At 54.5% G+C, this 15,154-nt stretch carries 15 protein-coding genes and 1 pseudogene; 8 read left to right on the top strand and 8 right to left on the bottom strand.

Annotated elements, in window-relative coordinates; translation table 11 throughout:
- Positions 1-171 precede the first annotated feature (171 nt).
- Positions 172-1,047 carry a WYL domain-containing protein gene (locus H7698_RS22885; RefSeq protein ID WP_038443663.1) on the bottom strand — a complete coding sequence of 292 codons (876 nt, stop codon included), beginning with the start codon at positions 1,045-1,047 and terminating at the stop codon, positions 172-174.
- A 118-nt stretch (positions 1,048-1,165) separates the two neighbouring features.
- Here H7698_RS22885 and H7698_RS22880 point away from each other — a divergent pair, with 118 nt between their 5' ends.
- The gene (locus H7698_RS22880) at positions 1,166-1,435 is read left to right on the top strand and encodes a hypothetical protein (protein WP_038443661.1); all 270 of its coding nucleotides are present in this window, start codon (positions 1,166-1,168) and stop codon (positions 1,433-1,435) included.
- The gene (locus H7698_RS22875) at positions 1,432-2,484 is read left to right on the top strand and encodes an ADP-ribosylglycohydrolase family protein (RefSeq protein WP_038443659.1); all 1,053 of its coding nucleotides are present in this window, start codon (positions 1,432-1,434) and stop codon (positions 2,482-2,484) included. The genes H7698_RS22880 and H7698_RS22875 overlap by 4 nt, the downstream gene beginning before the upstream one ends.
- A gap of 475 nt (positions 2,485-2,959) precedes the next feature.
- Here H7698_RS22875 and H7698_RS22870 read toward each other — a convergent pair whose 3' ends face one another.
- Together H7698_RS22870 and H7698_RS22865 are read right to left on the bottom strand one after the other, a co-directional pair.
- Positions 2,960-3,142: a hypothetical protein gene (locus tag H7698_RS22870; protein WP_038443656.1), complete on the bottom strand. Its 183-nt coding sequence runs from the start codon at positions 3,140-3,142 to the stop codon at positions 2,960-2,962.
- Positions 3,143-3,244: 102 nt separating this feature from the next.
- Positions 3,245-3,871 carry an EcsC family protein gene (locus H7698_RS22865; protein WP_038443654.1) on the bottom strand — a complete coding sequence of 209 codons (627 nt, stop codon included), beginning with the start codon at positions 3,869-3,871 and terminating at the stop codon, positions 3,245-3,247.
- Positions 3,872-4,276: 405 nt separating this feature from the next.
- Between H7698_RS22865 and H7698_RS22860 the strand changes: the two genes are divergently transcribed.
- From H7698_RS22860 to H7698_RS31395, 4 genes and pseudogenes are all read left to right on the top strand, one after another.
- On the top strand, positions 4,277-4,711 hold the full coding sequence (locus tag H7698_RS22860; RefSeq protein WP_144243179.1) for a hypothetical protein: 435 nt from the start codon (positions 4,277-4,279) through the stop codon (positions 4,709-4,711).
- Between the two features lie 535 nt (positions 4,712-5,246).
- A complete protein-coding gene (locus tag H7698_RS22855; protein ID WP_038443649.1) occupies positions 5,247-6,755 on the top strand; it encodes an Hsp70 family protein in 1,509 nt (502 codons plus the stop codon).
- A 33-nt stretch (positions 6,756-6,788) separates the two neighbouring features.
- The gene (locus tag H7698_RS22850) at positions 6,789-7,451 is read left to right on the top strand and encodes a hypothetical protein (RefSeq protein WP_038443648.1); all 663 of its coding nucleotides are present in this window, start codon (positions 6,789-6,791) and stop codon (positions 7,449-7,451) included.
- A 151-nt stretch (positions 7,452-7,602) separates the two neighbouring features.
- Positions 7,603-7,838, top strand: a pseudogene (locus tag H7698_RS31395) (type I restriction enzyme subunit R domain-containing protein); the annotation flags it as partial.
- Between the two features lie 241 nt (positions 7,839-8,079).
- Here the strand turns inward: H7698_RS31395 and radC are convergent.
- The 5 genes from radC to H7698_RS22820 form a co-directional block, all read right to left on the bottom strand.
- Positions 8,080-8,577 carry a RadC family protein gene (gene radC / locus H7698_RS22840; RefSeq protein ID WP_038443646.1) on the bottom strand — a complete coding sequence of 166 codons (498 nt, stop codon included), beginning with the start codon at positions 8,575-8,577 and terminating at the stop codon, positions 8,080-8,082.
- 51 nt (positions 8,578-8,628) lie between these two features.
- Positions 8,629-9,549: a recombination directionality factor gene (locus H7698_RS22835; protein WP_038443645.1), complete on the bottom strand. Its 921-nt coding sequence runs from the start codon at positions 9,547-9,549 to the stop codon at positions 8,629-8,631.
- A 77-nt stretch (positions 9,550-9,626) separates the two neighbouring features.
- Positions 9,627-10,631 carry a YqaJ viral recombinase family nuclease gene (locus H7698_RS22830; protein ID WP_032902034.1) on the bottom strand — a complete coding sequence of 335 codons (1,005 nt, stop codon included), beginning with the start codon at positions 10,629-10,631 and terminating at the stop codon, positions 9,627-9,629.
- A gap of 81 nt (positions 10,632-10,712) precedes the next feature.
- Positions 10,713-11,681, bottom strand: a complete 969-nt coding sequence (locus tag H7698_RS22825; protein WP_032902033.1) for a DUF932 domain-containing protein — start codon at positions 11,679-11,681, stop codon at positions 10,713-10,715.
- 71 nt (positions 11,682-11,752) lie between these two features.
- Positions 11,753-12,082, bottom strand: a complete 330-nt coding sequence (locus tag H7698_RS22820) for a hypothetical protein (RefSeq protein ID WP_038443644.1) — start codon at positions 12,080-12,082, stop codon at positions 11,753-11,755.
- A 355-nt stretch (positions 12,083-12,437) separates the two neighbouring features.
- Between H7698_RS22820 and H7698_RS22815 the strand changes: the two genes are divergently transcribed.
- Both H7698_RS22815 and H7698_RS22810 read left to right on the top strand, forming a co-directional pair.
- On the top strand, positions 12,438-13,490 hold the full coding sequence (locus tag H7698_RS22815; protein WP_051903157.1) for an HlyD family secretion protein: 1,053 nt from the start codon (positions 12,438-12,440) through the stop codon (positions 13,488-13,490).
- Positions 13,487-15,127, top strand: a complete 1,641-nt coding sequence (locus tag H7698_RS22810) for an MFS transporter (RefSeq protein ID WP_144243178.1) — start codon at positions 13,487-13,489, stop codon at positions 15,125-15,127. The genes H7698_RS22815 and H7698_RS22810 overlap by 4 nt, the downstream gene beginning before the upstream one ends.
- Positions 15,128-15,154: the final 27 nt, after the last annotated feature.

Genomic DNA, 15,154 nt, shown 5'->3' with positions numbered 1-15,154 from the left:
GAACCTGCGGGTACGGAAGTAGCAAGCACCTCATTTCCGAGGTGCTCTCATACTCTGAAGTAGAAGGGTGACTGATTGGGGGGAGTATCCCTCGCCCTTGAAGTTTTAGCCTCTGCTGGGGTCAAAGATCCAGCAGGTCTGATCAAAAGTATCCCGCATGGAATACTTCCCTCAGTCATATAACCAAGGCTTCAGCTCTTTCAGGTTCGCCACCACGATCTGCTGCGCCTCCGGCTTAGGATCCAAGTGTTTAGGATCGATCTGGTATCGCTGCAACACATATTTCACCAACGCCCCGCAGCTCGGGATCTCCAGCTGCCCGTCGATCATCCCGAAGTCGATCTGGATGATCAACTTCTGCGCCGGAGTCAGGCCTTCATCTGGCTTGATGATTACGGTAACCGGGGTGTTCCAGGCTTCATCGGCATCTATGCCGTTTTCTGTTTCACCATCCTGAATATCCGGAATCCCCCGTAACCGGCTTAGTACAAAGTCACGGTACTTACGGTTCTTCTCGCAATACGCCCGAACGTGCCAGCGCATACCACTATAGATCAGCGTGTGCGGCGCAATCATGCGGCCCTCCGGGGCCGGACTGTTTAGCGACACATAGTCAACGTCCAGACTCAGATGTTCACGGCAGGCCTTAAGCAAGGGTCGAAGTATCTCCGCTTTGATCGAGCGATCCGGCACCTCCAATACCCTGGTGTGTGCATAGGCTAGGGCCAGACCCTCGATATACGGCGCCCGAGAATTATTCTGATAAAGCAGGTGCAGGTACGCGCTGGCACTGTCGTCAATGAATAGCGGCTTGAACGTCTTGCTGGGCACGTAGCCCTTTATTTTTTTGTCATATGTAAGGTTTTTAGGCGCATGTTCGTTGATGTAGGTGTTGATGTCCTTGGACGCCTGCTGACGACTGATGCCGAAGCTCTGGATCAAGTGCCCCGTGGTCAGGCGGCCTTCCCACCAGGCAACGGTTTCAATCAAACGATAGCGAAGTGCCAGGTCCCAGCGAACCTGTTCAATGGATTGCGTACGTTTCATGTCCCCTCCATGTGCGTGAATACTTTACCTGTATAAGTCTACATTCTAGACCTGTCGTTTAACACTACATATCGTGTCGCTGTCTTCGGGATTTCCCGAACTCACCAAGGAAGCAGACATGAACGCGTTGGACATGGTTTCTACAGGTGCATTGATGTTGCTGGGCATCATCCTGTTGACGCTGGTGCTACAGACCCTGAGGTTGCGTGAAATATGGCAAATGATGCTGGATGGCCATAGGGCGGCACGCAGGACGGACATTGGCAATCTGGAAAATAAAGAACTGCGTTCGGCTCTGCGGGCGGAAAAAGCGCATGTCGATCAGCTACGGCGCAAGTTGGAGCTGCTTCAGCTGCTGATTCCGGCAGTCTCGGGGGAGCAGGCATGAACAGACTTGAACGGATCAAAGGCTGTCTGCTGGGCGGTGCTGTTGGCGATGCGTTGGGCGCCCCGGTGGAGTTTCTCGAGTGGCCTGCAATCGAAGCTAAGTTCGGTCCACAGGGAATCATCTATTTTGCCCCGGCTTACGGTATCACTGGTGCCATCACCGACGACACGCAGATGATGCTCTTCACGGCCGAAGGCTTGCTGCGGGCTTATGTGCGCGGCAGTTCGCGAGGGATTTGCCACGTTCCCAGCATTATCCATCATGCGTTGCTGCGCTGGCTGATGACCCAGGATTACCCTATGGCGATGCCTGTCAGCAGGGACGGGTGGCTGATCAAACAACCGGAACTCTGGTCTCGCCGCGCCCCTGGTACTACCTGCCTAGCTGCACTCAAGGCCAGTTCGCGGCTGGGCGCTGTTGCCGAGAACAACAGCAAAGGTTGTGGCGCCTTGATGCGCGTTGCGCCCTGTGCATTCTTTGCTAATGCCTTTGACTACGCTGCCCAGTCAGGGCGCCTGACCCACGGGCACCCTACGGGCTACCTGGCGGCTGGGCTGTTCGCCGATATTCTCCAGCGCATTGTCGATCGGCAAGACAGCCTGGAGCACGCAGTCACTCAAAGCTTGGCCAATTACGGACAAATGCCCGGTATGGAAGAAACACGGAGTCTCATCGAGCGCGTGCTGTTCTTCTTTTACGAGGGCTACCAACCCACCCCGCAACGCATAGGCGAATTCGGTGGCGGTTGGGTCGCCGAAGAGGCGTTGGCTATTGGGTTGTGGTGCGCCCTGGCCGCGCGCTCGTTCGAGGAGGGCGTGATCACGGCGGTGAATCACGGTGGCGACAGTGACAGCACCGGGTTGATCGCCGGGCACCTGTTGGGTGTTCAGTATGGTGCTACGGCGATTCCTGCTCGATGGTACGGGCAATTGGAGCTGCGCGAAGTGATCGAGCAGATTGCCGAGGATATTGAACGCATTCCGCGTGAGTACTGTGGGGATGGCGGAGAGTTTGATCAGCAGATTGAGCAGATGTATCCCGGCAGGTGAGGGAGCTGATGGGGTCGACTATGGGTAAGTTTTCAGGAGAGCTGCAATGCCAATAAAGCCCAGACCACTTACGTTTGTGTGCCGCGATTGCCAATGGAAAAAAACAGTAGCGCCGCGTAGCGATGCATTGGGGGTGGGTGAGTATTTCACCCAGTGTCCACGTTGCACCAGTAACGCAATCAAAGTTTTCGCGGCGGGATTTCTCGACGGGCTGCTGGCGGAATTAATGGCCAGAAGACGCAGATTCTGACCCGCACTGGGTCGGTTACAAAGGAGAAATGCGAACGTTGATTTTTATCGCAATATTGGTGGCTCTGATTGGCTTCTCAGGCATATCGCGGCCGCTCAAGATCGGTTTTGTGTTGTGCATGGGCTTGTTGATGTATTACATCTTTCTGTATGGAGGTAAGGCCGATCGATGTACTAGGGGGGGGGCTCGCGGAATTCGGAAAAAATCGTAAACTAAACTGAGGGGCTAGCGGCCGGCCTTGTCGAAGGCAGCCATGATGGTCTTGGTCAGCGACTCCATGGCTGACATGCGCTCTTCAACGCGGCCGTCTAGTAGGTCAACAATCTCGTAGGAGAAATGACTACCGCCCTGCGGGTTTTCATTCCTACTGACCACTGTTTGCAGTTGATAGGTGTCGGCAGATATCACTCATAGGAAAGTTCGTTGGCCAAGTATTGAAGAGCAGAAGCCGCCAAAAAGTAGCCATTCGCTAGCGCTCTTGCAAGCGAAGCGAACGACGTAAATAGTTTGTCAGGCTGGTATAAAAGTGTCGCGTGCGATGTTTCCAATCACATTGGTGGCTACAGCATCTACGGTTCCACCGATGATTCCTCCAAGTATTGGAACGGCTTTGCCAAGGTTAACAACACCCTTTTCACCAAACTTGGTTAAAAGCTTGAATCCGACGCTTTTGTTGATGGCGGTTATTGTTTTTCCTGAGATGCTTTTAATTGCGTTAGTTGCTATTTTTGTACCAACCACAATTCCTACATCTTTAAGTATGTCTTTCGCCGCGTCGCCAGCGAGACAGGCATAAACAAGAGTCTTTACCTTGTCATCCTTTAAGTCGTAACCACCCATCTTTGCTATTGCAGCAATCATCCTGATTTGAACATACATTACGGATGCGATATTTGCGGGGATTGTTACAGGCATTGCAATTATTCCGCCTAGGCCGGTTAAAAAGCCGGATGTTCCTGCTTTTGTATTTTGCCAGCGAATAAGAGAGTTTGCATTGTCGATTAGAGTGCCACTGTCTGACGTGTAACTGCTTGCCATTTCAGCCGCCGAATCTAAACCTGGCACGCCGTTAATTGCTTTGTCGTAGGCCCAGTCAAGGGCTTGCATAATCTTATTGTGCGTCAACTCATTTGCCATATGTAGACTCCATTCATGATTCAGCTTAACTAGATATAGGTATTCCAAGTTAATATTAACTTGGGTAGATGGTATTTTGGGTGAGTCAGTGCCTCAGGCCTAAATGACATGAGTGCCAAGGGGGGCGGGTGTAGGTCGATTATAATCCATGGCGGCAAGTCGCTTTGCGTGTGGTTCACTAAGCTCAGAGGGTAGCTCGCGACACAGAGGGAAATCAACCGGCGCATCGACCGCATGCCACTGAATCCTATCGGGGGCGATGATTTGCCTATGGCAACTTGCTCAATAAACGAATCCGGCTAGCGTTTTTTTGTGTTTTGATCGAGTTGGTCTTAAAAATTATTAAAGCTTCCTGGTTTTCGGCCGATATGCTTGAGAGTTATTGATCATCAAATAGGGATGTGTATGGGGTTCTTTGACAAGATTAAAGAGTTGGCTTTGAAAGCCAAGTGCGCTACAGGATTTCATGCTGGCAATTTCGTAAAGGTTGCAAATGGTCCAGCTTGTCACTTTGAAAAAACGTGCCCAGATTGCTATGAACACGTAACAAAGAAAGAACACCGCTATGGAAACGGGGTATATACAGAGTTCAGCTCTTGCGAGAAATCATGGGCTTGCGAGTATTGCGATCACGTGAAGAAAAAAATCGAGCACGAGGGTTATCGCGATGCAGGCATGGATGATAACTGCCGAGTCAAAGAAGAGTGCACTCGTTGCCGCCATACAAAAGTAGAGAAAGAAAACCACAGCTGGCATGAGGCCTCTAGGACGGAGGACACTATTGTTCTGTGGTGCGTGCGCTGCAAAAAAGAGAAGACGCGTCCGAAGAACAGTTTCTAATATTCCTCCCCCTTACTCGTTAAGCGCGTGATAAGAAAGCCCGGCTATCGTGTCGCAATGCTGTTCAGTTAAGGAAAAACGCTGCTTATCCCTCACCGGGAAAGCGGCGTTTTTTCTGGCTCTCACACCATGGCTGGTTGCTGAAAACTGCGTACCTATGGCTTAAGTGATAAGTATTGCGGCCATCGTGTCGACCTTGATTGATTCACAAAAGCCATCCCCGCAGACAGGGCGGCGCTTGGGAAGGCTAGGATTATCGGCGTACTTGGCATCAGCGCCAGGGGCGGGGATTGGTGGGGGTGAACAGACAGGTTTACTGTTCCCTTACGCTGTGCCTTCTGGGCCTATGCACGCAGCGATCTTGATCTCAAGGTCTATGTAGGCGTGTCGTGCGAGATGGCGAGCTGGGGCGTCCATCACATTGCTTACCATTGAACGCCAGAAAAATGGCTACATTTTGCCACTACTCCACTGACAACTTCTTCATTCTTCTATAGATTCCTGTCGTATTGCACCTCCAAGGCAGAAACCGCGCATGAAAATCGGTATTGATTTCGGCACCAGTTACTCCAGCGCTGCAGCTTTCCGCAACGGCCGCATCGAACACATCATGTTCGATGGGCAGCCGCAATTCAGGACGTCGGTATTCTTTCCAGACCGTGCCGTCGATATTTCCGGGTTTGAACTCACGTCGCTTAACGAGCACGAAATCAGCGAGGGAATTCGCTCTGCCAAAGCGTCTTTCGCCAAGCGACGTTCCGAGTACAACAAGGATATCGCCGCGATAGAGATGCGCGCTCGAGCCGCAGCTCGTAACAAAGCACCGATGTCCGAGGAGGAAAAAGCAGAACGCCGCGCCATGATAGCGAAGCCTTTTCTGAGCAGCGATCAGGACCTTCGCGAGTCGGCCATCAATGCAATCAAACGTCGCTGGCTGAGCGATGAGATCGCGAAGGCCAAAGAGGCTGACATTCACTTAGATACCGCGATCTTTGGCGAGGAAGCCATAGATGCCCTGTTCATCTACGAGTCCGGTCGGCTGGTCCAGTCGCCAAAGTCGATGCTAGGCTTTCGCCTGGAGGGGCCCCAGCGTGGCTATATCACCGGGATCGTGACACGCATCCTAAAGCACATCCGGGAACAAGCCAGCTCGCAACTTGAGCAAGAGGTGACGCAAGCGACTTTGGGTAGGCCGGTGCAGTTTCGCAGTTCGATAGGTCCGGACGGAGGTTTGCAGGCCATCGCCATACTGACCGAAGCTGCCGCTGCTGCTGGCTTCGATAAAGTCGATTTTCTGCATGAGCCTTCCGCGGCTGCCGTGGGTTATCACAGGAGTTCAACGACTGTTCACCATGCGTTGATCGTCGATATCGGTGGTGGGACCACCGACATCGCATTGGCTAAAGTCGGCACAGGGGACACGCAGCCTCATATTCTGAACACTTGGGGTGAGCCCAAGGGCGGCACTGATGTTGACCTCGGTCTTTCGCTCCGCTCAGTGATGCCGTTGTTCGGCAAGGGGGAGTGCCCCGAGTTGTTGGCGCCCGTATTTATGGATGCTGCGTCTGTGAGTGACCTTAATCGTCAGAAGTCCTTCCGGGATCGCCGTTTTGCTCATACCCCACTTCCATACGCGTCCCGATTGGCGGAGTTGCAGAAGCCGGGCATCCCCGTGCGCCTGAACCGTGACGTGGAGAAGCTGAAGATCGAACTCAGCGAAACCGCACAGAGCGAACGTTCGCTGGATTACATTGAGCAGAGCCTAGTGGCGCAAGCGACCGATAGCCACTTGGCATTGGCCGCCGAGAGTTTCATGCGCACCTTTCAAGCGCTTCTTGCGCAAGTCGCCAGCGAGATCCAGGACTATACCCCGGTGCTGTTCTTGACCGGCGGCATGTCCCGAGCGCCCTACGTGATTGAAGCGGTAAAGCAGGCCTTCCCGCAATGCGATATAGCACCCAGTGGAGCCTCACTGGGAGTCGTCGATGGACTGTCGGTGCACGCATCATTGACCCAGGATGTTCGGGTTCCCGAGCCCACCTGAACATCCCTTAACTCTAAATGACCAAGGACCGTCATGATTGACTCAGTTGTTTCAATATCCGAACAAGCGTTTTTCAGTATCGTCACTTCAGCACTGGAGGCCTACAAACTGGAGCATGTTTTAACCTGCGGCGACTCTGCGGCGGGCGTAGAAACGTTCGGGCACCTGTGGGGGTACTGCCAGCCACTCATTGGCAGAAACATGATGCACAGGGTGGTATGGGCAGACACATCCACAGCCGTTGAAAGAGACCAGGGCTCAGTCTCCTATACCGATGAAGCGCAAGAGCTGAAACAAGGCTTTATCGACACTTTTTTTCCTGAGGTCTGCTACCTGGGTGACTATCACAGTCACCCATATAGCCACGAAGATGACGAAATCAAAACCGAACTCGAGCTTGAGCGAGGTCACCTTTACCGATTCTCCGAAGGGGATTTCCGCTCGGTTAAATCTTTGCAGGATAAGGCACTGGACTACCGGGTTGGCCTTGTGGCCACCGTGTTCGAGCGTGAGCGGAAAGTGAAGCGATCACTGAAGAAACTGGACGGCGAAAGTTGCATCAGATTTCAGTACCTGAACATGACGATCTGGCTGAAGGCCTATGTCTGGACCTCGGACGACAACGATAACTATCGGCGCAAGGCGGACAAGATGGTACGTCTGGTGTGTCCGAGTTTGAATTTGTTGGCTGAGTGACGCGGTATGGGACGCGTTGGGATCGACAGGTTGGCAGCGTCGAAGTTTAGGGGGCAAAGCCTGGGCGGGGGCTTGAAGGTGCATGGGCTGACGTACTGATTGCGCTAGTGTCCAGTCTCAAAAAAACGTTCCCTTTAGGCAATGATGCCATCGTTTCTCGTGCACGCTGGATCCGCTCAAGCGGGTGATCGTCCGTGATAGAAAGGATTCGATGCGCCCTGCGTGCACACCCTGTACGTGGACAAACCGGTGAAGGCCACAACCTGATACAGGCCATTGCCCCGGGTCAACCGCGTATTCAAGGACAAGCAGGGCGGCCTGGTGGTGGGCTACATCGGTATATCCAATGAACTGAAGTCGGCGCTCAAGGAGTACACCGCGAGCAAGAGCAATCCGTACTATCACCTGCATCGTGACGACCTGGCTCGACAGGCTGATTTCTTTTATAGAGCCAGGTACCTCTGCAAGTCGGCTACCAAGATCTTTGGCAATGGTAGCCATAGCTTTGGCTGCAGCCGAAGCTAAGTACAACCGCAGGATCACGACAAAAAATAAGTGATTGGGTACCGTGCCGATGACCACCCCGGCATCAGCCAAGGGCGGTCATCGGCCGGTGTGAGCCTAAGAGTTACAGGCAACCTCGTTCAGCCAACGATACGCAGCCTTCATGGCCCACGACGACATGATCCAATATTCGGGTGCCGACCATGTTCAGGGCGTTCTTGAGCGTTGTGGTCAGGGTACGATCGGCTTGGCTGGGCTCCGGGTCGCCAGAGGGATGATTGTGAACCATAATTACGGCCGCGGCGTTGTGCTCCAGCGCGATCTTGACCACTTCCCGTGGGTACACGCTCGCACCATCCAGCGTGCCTCTAAACAGCTCTCTGAAGCCTATTACCCGGTGCTTGCTGTCGAGCAGCAGTAGTGCAAAGACTTCGTGCTCGTGGTACTGCAGCAGTGTTTGCAGGTGGCTGAAGACCTGCTTCGGCTCTGTCAGTGCCCGGCCTTTAGACAGGCGACTCATTGCCAGTTGTTGCGCCATACGTAGGATGTCAGCTTCGGTGACAGGGGAGTCCATGACATAGGTGCCGGTCGTTTCACCGGCTTGGAGTTTGTGATATTTCATTTGGGTCTTCCTATACGAGTGCGTGAGAACGAAGGGTTCTGAGAAACCCTGTTACTGGACGGTGGGCTTGCCGTTGTGTCGCGTGGCTTGCGACTCCAATTTTTGGGCGAGTGAGGGTTTGGCAGGCGCTGCCGGTTGGGCTTTTGGCTCTAAAGGGCTGGGCTGATCTTCAATGCTGGGGAAGAACTCCTCGACGATGGCCCCGGTGTCCTCCTCACTGTCTTCAAAGGCCCCATTGTTAAAGCCCTGCCGGGCCGCGTGATCCAAGGCGCTCTGGTCAAAACCCGCGGCTTGTCGGGTTTCCTCCAGCTGCTGGGCTTCCAGTAAGGCGTCTTCTAAGCTCAGGCCGCTGCGCACCGTGATATCGACGTAGAAGATCGGTGTGCCGTGGCTCTGCCGAGTGGACTTACCCCGCAGACGCAGCTCCAGCGGCAGACAGGCCAGGCGATTGCCGGAGATTGCGCTGAAGTACTGCAGGCGTGCCGCCAGGGTACGTATGCTGTTGAACCCAGTGGTACGGAAGACGAAACTGCCCAGCGGATCGTCATCGCCAATTACCACGTTCAGCCGGCCGTAAGGCTTGCAGGCATTGCCTTGAGCCAGTGAACAGCCATCCGGTGAAGGACAGGGCAACGACTGGATGCCGTCCTTGGTCAAACGCTTGCAAGTCTCGCCGTTGCCTACACACAGCGGCCGGCCGCTGTTACGGTCAAATAGGCTGTAGTCCGCCCGAAAGTTCAGGTCAGGCTCGTTGAACAGCAGCCGGATCGGAATACTGCGTAGCTTGCCGTCCTGGCCATTGCGCAGCTCCTCATTGAGTGGATGCAGCAGCCAGCCGTCGCGGCTCTGTACTTGGGAGGTAAGGGTGAATTGATCGTCCTTTTCCGGTAGACGCTTGCCGTTTTTCTCGACGACCTTGCCGATGGAAATGCGCCCGAGTACCGGAGGGGTAATGGCTAAACCTTTGAGCATGGCGGTTCTCCTTAATCCGGAAATAAAAAAGCCACCGGGACCTAAACGGTCCGGGTGGCGTGGGTGAGTGGGATGATTCAGCCGATCAGGAAGCGGCGACTGCCTGTTTTGATCTTGGGGTAGCGGGCCTGCAGGTAGGGTTTGTCCTTGAGCATCTGTTCGACATCCAGACCAAGGCTGTCTTTGGACTTCTTCCAGCTGATGTAGCCTTCCGCAAACTCTGCACGGGTGGCTTCACCCATGGCCTGCTGCAGGACCTGCTTGAGCTGCGCCTCACGCGTCTCTTGCTGAGCAATGCGCTGGCGAACAGCCTTGAGCTCTAGGTAGGTGCTGGCCAACTCCGTTTGTTGGCTGAAGTCCAGGGTCTGCCCGTTATCCTCGGGGTAGAGGCAGCGCAATGCCGCGTCTGCTGAGGCCGTGCCATCGGCCTGTGGTGGGGTGTCACTGACCACGTAATCCCAGAACAACCGCTCCAGGTCGATCAGCCGAGCAATCATCGATTCGTCCCGTTCGATGCGATGGACCTCCAGGTGCTGGCCACCGAGCAGTACCGCCACATCCGCCGCCTGCTTGCCGGTGACGGCGAGCTGATGCATGACCTGCAACTGCACATACTCCGGTACACCTTCTTTCCAGAGGCGAGCCCCGTTGATACCGGCCGTTTTACATTCGAGGATCTGCACCTCTGGCGCGCCGATCACCTCTCGGTCGATGTTGGCCAGCATCCAGGCCAGTTTTGGATCAGGATGCTGCAGCACCGCATTGATGCGGCGGACCCGATGACCGCTGCGCCGGCTGTAATGCGTCGCCACGATAGGCTCCAAAATGTTGCCCCAGTAAGCTGGGCTGTCTTCATCCTGTGGATCGAGTTTGGGCAGTGAGGTGTCACGCCCAGTTTTCTCCAGCCACAGCTCCAACTGGGATTTATATGGGTTAAGTCCGACGGCTGCTGCGGCATCCGAACTGCCGATACCTTGTTTGCGAACTGCCAACCAGTCCTCACGCGGCAGTTGTTTGGTCCCCACCAGGCGTAAGGCGGGACGGGGTTTGTTACTGGGGTGTTGCAGAGTTTGTGTGTGCATGATGTTTTCCTGTGCGGCATAAAAAACGCCCAGCCAGCAGAAGCTGACCAGGCGCTTTAATAGTTGATTAAGTGAGTGGAGCTAGGCGGCGAGTTGCAATGCGGCTTGCAGGGCGCGTTGTTTGATGAGAGCCCCTTGGCCAAACCAAGCCGAGTCCATGCGGTATTCAGTACTTCGGGCACGTCGCTCGTGATCAACGTACTCGGTCACCGCATTGAGCAAGCCCCACGCAGTTCCTTGGGCCGATTCCAGCGTGGCGCCGCGACCTCCGCCTTCGTATAGGCTTTGAACCTTGCGCAATGCGCGCTCGTTCGGCAGGACTTCGGGCAGTTTGCTATTGGGGGGGACGTCACACACAACGCTCATGAAAAAGCCCATCGCTTCATGCCACTGCACCTTGCGTTCAGACAGAGTGCGCATTCGATGCATGAAGGTGTCCCACTGTGAAACGGCGATGCCTAACTGCTTTTTCACCGCCTGCGGATCGAAGCGGGTGTTGTGCGGTACCTTGATCGCGCGGGTGGTGCCATCCAGAGCGATGGTCAGGGTGTTGTTGCAGACCACGCGCACGGTGGTCGGGGTCGCTGTGGTGGCCAGAGTGCCATCACAGGAGGTGGCCAGCAGTAGGTAGCCATTCACCTGGTCGTTACCACGGAGCGTCGTGCCTTGCCCAGTACGGGCCAGCGCCCAGAACTTGCGACCGCCTTTGAGCACTCCAGCGGTTTCCAGCTCGTAGCCCGAGACTTCGGTGAGATCGCGATAAAACTCCAAGACCTCACGCGGCTGCACGACCTGGTAGCGCTGAGAAACCACCGACAGAGGGGCCTTGGTGTCGGAGCGATACAGCACCTTCTGCTCAGGGAAGGTATGAATTGAGCCCAGGTGCCCGATGGCGTCAGACTTAAAATGGACCGGGCTTTCCTGAATCTGCCAGTCCATACCCGCTTCACGCTGCCAGACTTCGAGCGGTTGTTTGGGGGAGAGGCGACTGCCCAGACCATGCCAGGGCGTGGCACCAACGTAAGCCATTTGTTCAACGAGATGAGCCATGGGAATGATTCCTTGCGAATGAAGGGAAAAGCGCGTCGTTTCATTAACCAACGACGCCTGTTCACAACGACTTAACGGTTGACGCTGAAGCTGTAACCGCACGCCAGGCACTGATAGTTGTGAAGGATTTTTTCATCGATCTGCTCGCCCAGCGTGGCCCCGGCAATGCCACCTGCGACCCCACCGAACAGACCACCCAAAATCGCCCCGGCGATGCTGCCGATAGCGATTCCCACCGGCCCGCCGACTACTCCCAGCACCGCGCCGGCTTCTGCGCCTGAAAGGGCGCCGGCGGCACCGCTGGCCACACCGCCTGCCGCACCAATTAATCCACCCGTTTGTTTACCGATATTTTTCGTGACGACGCGTCCAGAGTTACAGCTTGGGCACGGGTTATACATACGCAGATCCTCTCCAGTGATGAGCGTGCTGAGCCAAAAGTGAGCACGCCAAATCCCCGACAGCAGTCGATACCGTGGGGCGTTCACGTAGGTGATATAGATCTGAAATATTTTCGGATGTGATTTCGATCGGTAACAGCTGGTGCTTGCGGTAACTGAACTCGGGTTGACTTGCCGATCTCAAGACCTATAATTACCAAATGGTAATTAATGGTGGTTGTAGATGCTCCGACAATCTGCGGCAAAAAGTGGGGATGCGACGTGCAGATCTCGTCGCAGAATAAAAAGTAGATGGGCGTTAATAGTGGGTTGGCCGCTTGTTACAACCAGAGTGCGAATGTCAAGGCGCTTCGCTATGGCATCGTCCGTGCTGTTCGCTTCTGCGGTGGCAGTCTGGTACCCGATTCCGTACAGGGATAGTGTGACTACTGATGATGCCTACGTCCGGGCCGATCTGACCCCGCTAGTATCACACGTTGAAGGATATCTCGTGGATGTGCCGATCCGCGACAATCAGAGAGTGCGTTCTGGCGATTTGTTGGCATTAGTGCAGGATGCTGATTATCGAGAAAAGGTCGCCGAAGCTCAGGCTAAGTCTGATTTAGCCGCTGCCGCGCTGGTCGAATCTCTCAGCCAAAAGCAATATCAACAGATTCAAGTAGAAGCGGCTGCGGCATCCTTACGGGCTTTACACGCTGAGTTGGATCGCGCAGTTGCTGATCACAGTCGCTATCATGCTTTACTGCCAAGTGGATCGGTGTCTCGCCAGCAGGTTGATGGTATTGATGCAGACGTTAAGCGTTTGAGCGCTAATCTTGCCCAGAGGCGCGCCGAGTGGATGGCGGCGCAACAGCGGGAGAAAATGAGCAATGCGAGTATAAACAAGGCGAGAGCCAATCTTCAGGCTGCACAGTCGAGTCTGAATCTGCGCAATATAGATCTTGGCTGGACACGTATCACGTCTCCGGTTGATGGCGTCATTGGCGAGCGTCATGTGCGTCCTGGTATGTATGTGCGCACCGGAACGCTGATCGCCGATGTAGTTCCGCTGCCACATGTTTGGGTGGTCGCAAATTTTAGGGAAAGCGAGATAACGCATATACGCCCAGGACAGCGCGTTACTATTTTGGTTGACAGTCTGCCTGGTCAAGCATTCGACGGTAAGGTTGACAGTCTTCAGCCTGCCAGCGGGGCGCAGTTTGCTTTGCTTCCAGCCGACAATGCGACAGGTAATTTCACTAAGGTAGTTCAGCGTTTTCCGGTGAAGATCACACTTGACCCGAGTCAGGATTCGCAGTCCTCTCTGCTCCCGGGTATGTCTGTTACTACGACCATTCACACATCAACCGGACTGAGTTCAGGAAATTTTATTGATTGGTTAACCGGCTGGCTGCGAGGGCGGGTGTGAGTGACTCTTTAGGCCCTGCCGTATCAGAAGTGAATAGTCGGCTGAAGTCGCGACTTTTTCCCGGATCTTTGATTCGATGGGATCGTCGGCGTTTTTCGGCCTGCGTGGCCGCTATTGCTGCAGCCTGGATGACCGTGCTCGGTGCCCGATACGTTGTGCTGGGATTTGCCGATGTACGGGGTGGTTTAGGCCTGGGGGTTGACGAAGGTACTTTGCTTTCTTCAGCTTATGCCGCTGGAGATGTAGTCGGCGTGGTGATTGGCTGCTGGTTGGCAACTGCGTTATCACTTCGACGGGTGTTGTTAGGGGCAACGTTGCTCTTTATGGCTACCTCGGTATTAATGGCGTTCAGCCCTCCTTATGCTGCTCAGGTCATCGTTCGCTTTGCACAGGGTATGGCCGGCGGGGTCCTATTACCGATGGCGATAGTTGCGCTATTGCGAACTCTACCGGCTAGGCATCGTGCTCTTGCTTTGGCACTATATACCTCCGCCTCGACTCTGGCCCCGCAGTTGGCCGCTGCAATCACAGGCTGGCTGCTCGACCACTGGGGATGGCGCGCACTGTTTCTCGCAAACCTTCTGCCTGGCATATTCGCATTGATCGCGGGTTTCTATGGTCTGCCGCGCGAAAGACTGCGTTTGCGGCCTTTGCTTCATATGGATCGGTTTGGAATGCTCCTGTTCGTTGGCGGGCTTGGCATGCTCGCCTGTGCTTTCGATCAGGGTAATCGGCTTGATTGGTTACAGGCAACCCCAATTAGAGTGTTGCTATTCGCCGGTACGGTTGCCATATGCGGATTTATATATCACGTGGTCAGAGTGAGGCATGATCGCCTGCTTAATGTAGAACTGCTGTCGAGACGCAATATAGTACTGGGCATTTTGGGAATTTTGCCTTTCAGTGTCGCTGTGACAGGTTGCAGCTATGTGATTCCCCAATTCCTTATACAGATACACAGCTATCATCCGCGCGAATTGGGAGCGGTGCTGTGGGATGCAGGCTGGCCGCAATTGATTAGTTTTGCGGGCGCGGTAGTGTGCTTGGATAGGAAATGGTTGGGAGGTCCCCGTCGTTTACTTGTATTGGGGGGCGTATTGGTCGCCACGGGTGCTCTGCATGACAGCTTGAACATCGACGGCTCATGGGAGGGCGATGAGTTGCGCATTGGGCAGATATTGCAGGGCTTAGGGCTGCCCCTGATCTTGTTGCCACTGCTGTATTTGTATGTTGGTGATCTTTTGCCGCGCGAGGGATTGCATGCTGCTATGGCATTCAATGTTATGCGCAGTATCTGCGGTACGGCGGGTTTGGCTTGGGTTAGCACTTTGGATCGAGTACGTGAGCAAACCCGATCTAATGTACTTATGGATCATGTGAGCACATCCTCGGCCGCTGTTTCAGCGAGGCTGGATGCCCTTATCTCGGCAGTCAGTATGCGGTCCAGCGGCAGTGATCAGGCGACGGAACAGGCATTGCATCTACTAGCTAGTAATGTGCGGCTTCAATCTCAGATTTTGGCGCATGCCGATACCTTGGCAGCGATCGCTGTGGTTACATTAATAGGTGCAGTGTTGGCGGCATTTATGATGCCCTACGGATCGGGACATCCCAGTTCTAATGTCCGCCACGCTTGAGTACCGTGCTTATTAGCACTCTCGCCA

It is taken from the genome of Pseudomonas sp. p50(2008), from assembly GCF_015351605.1.
Taxonomy (GTDB): Bacteria; Pseudomonadota; Gammaproteobacteria; order Pseudomonadales; family Pseudomonadaceae; genus Aquipseudomonas.
The sequence above is the reverse complement of the archived record's forward strand: the minus strand, read 5'-3'. Positions and strand labels throughout refer to the sequence as shown.

Excerpts from the sequence above, each read along its gene's own strand:
- H7698_RS22885 (WP_038443663.1), bottom strand. The coding sequence starts at position 1,047 with ATGAAACGTACGCAATCCATTGAACAGGTTCGCTGGGACCTGGCACTT.
- H7698_RS22875 (WP_038443659.1), top strand. The coding sequence starts at position 1,432 with ATGAACAGACTTGAACGGATCAAAGGCTGTCTGCTGGGCGGTGCTGTT.
- H7698_RS22855 (WP_038443649.1), top strand. The coding sequence starts at position 5,247 with ATGAAAATCGGTATTGATTTCGGCACCAGTTACTCCAGCGCTGCAGCT.
- H7698_RS22835 (WP_038443645.1), bottom strand. The coding sequence starts at position 9,549 with ATGCTCAAAGGTTTAGCCATTACCCCTCCGGTACTCGGGCGCATTTCC.
- H7698_RS22830 (WP_032902034.1), bottom strand. The coding sequence starts at position 10,631 with ATGCACACACAAACTCTGCAACACCCCAGTAACAAACCCCGTCCCGCC.
- radC (WP_038443646.1), bottom strand. The coding sequence starts at position 8,577 with ATGAAATATCACAAACTCCAAGCCGGTGAAACGACCGGCACCTATGTC.
- H7698_RS22815 (WP_051903157.1), top strand. The coding sequence starts at position 12,438 with ATGGCATCGTCCGTGCTGTTCGCTTCTGCGGTGGCAGTCTGGTACCCG.
- H7698_RS22860 (WP_144243179.1), top strand. The coding sequence starts at position 4,277 with ATGGGGTTCTTTGACAAGATTAAAGAGTTGGCTTTGAAAGCCAAGTGC.
- H7698_RS22865 (WP_038443654.1), bottom strand. The coding sequence starts at position 3,871 with ATGGCAAATGAGTTGACGCACAATAAGATTATGCAAGCCCTTGACTGG.
- H7698_RS22820 (WP_038443644.1), bottom strand. The coding sequence starts at position 12,082 with ATGTATAACCCGTGCCCAAGCTGTAACTCTGGACGCGTCGTCACGAAA.
- H7698_RS22825 (WP_032902033.1), bottom strand. The coding sequence starts at position 11,681 with ATGGCTCATCTCGTTGAACAAATGGCTTACGTTGGTGCCACGCCCTGG.
- H7698_RS22880 (WP_038443661.1), top strand. The coding sequence starts at position 1,166 with ATGAACGCGTTGGACATGGTTTCTACAGGTGCATTGATGTTGCTGGGC.
- H7698_RS22850 (WP_038443648.1), top strand. The coding sequence starts at position 6,789 with ATGATTGACTCAGTTGTTTCAATATCCGAACAAGCGTTTTTCAGTATC.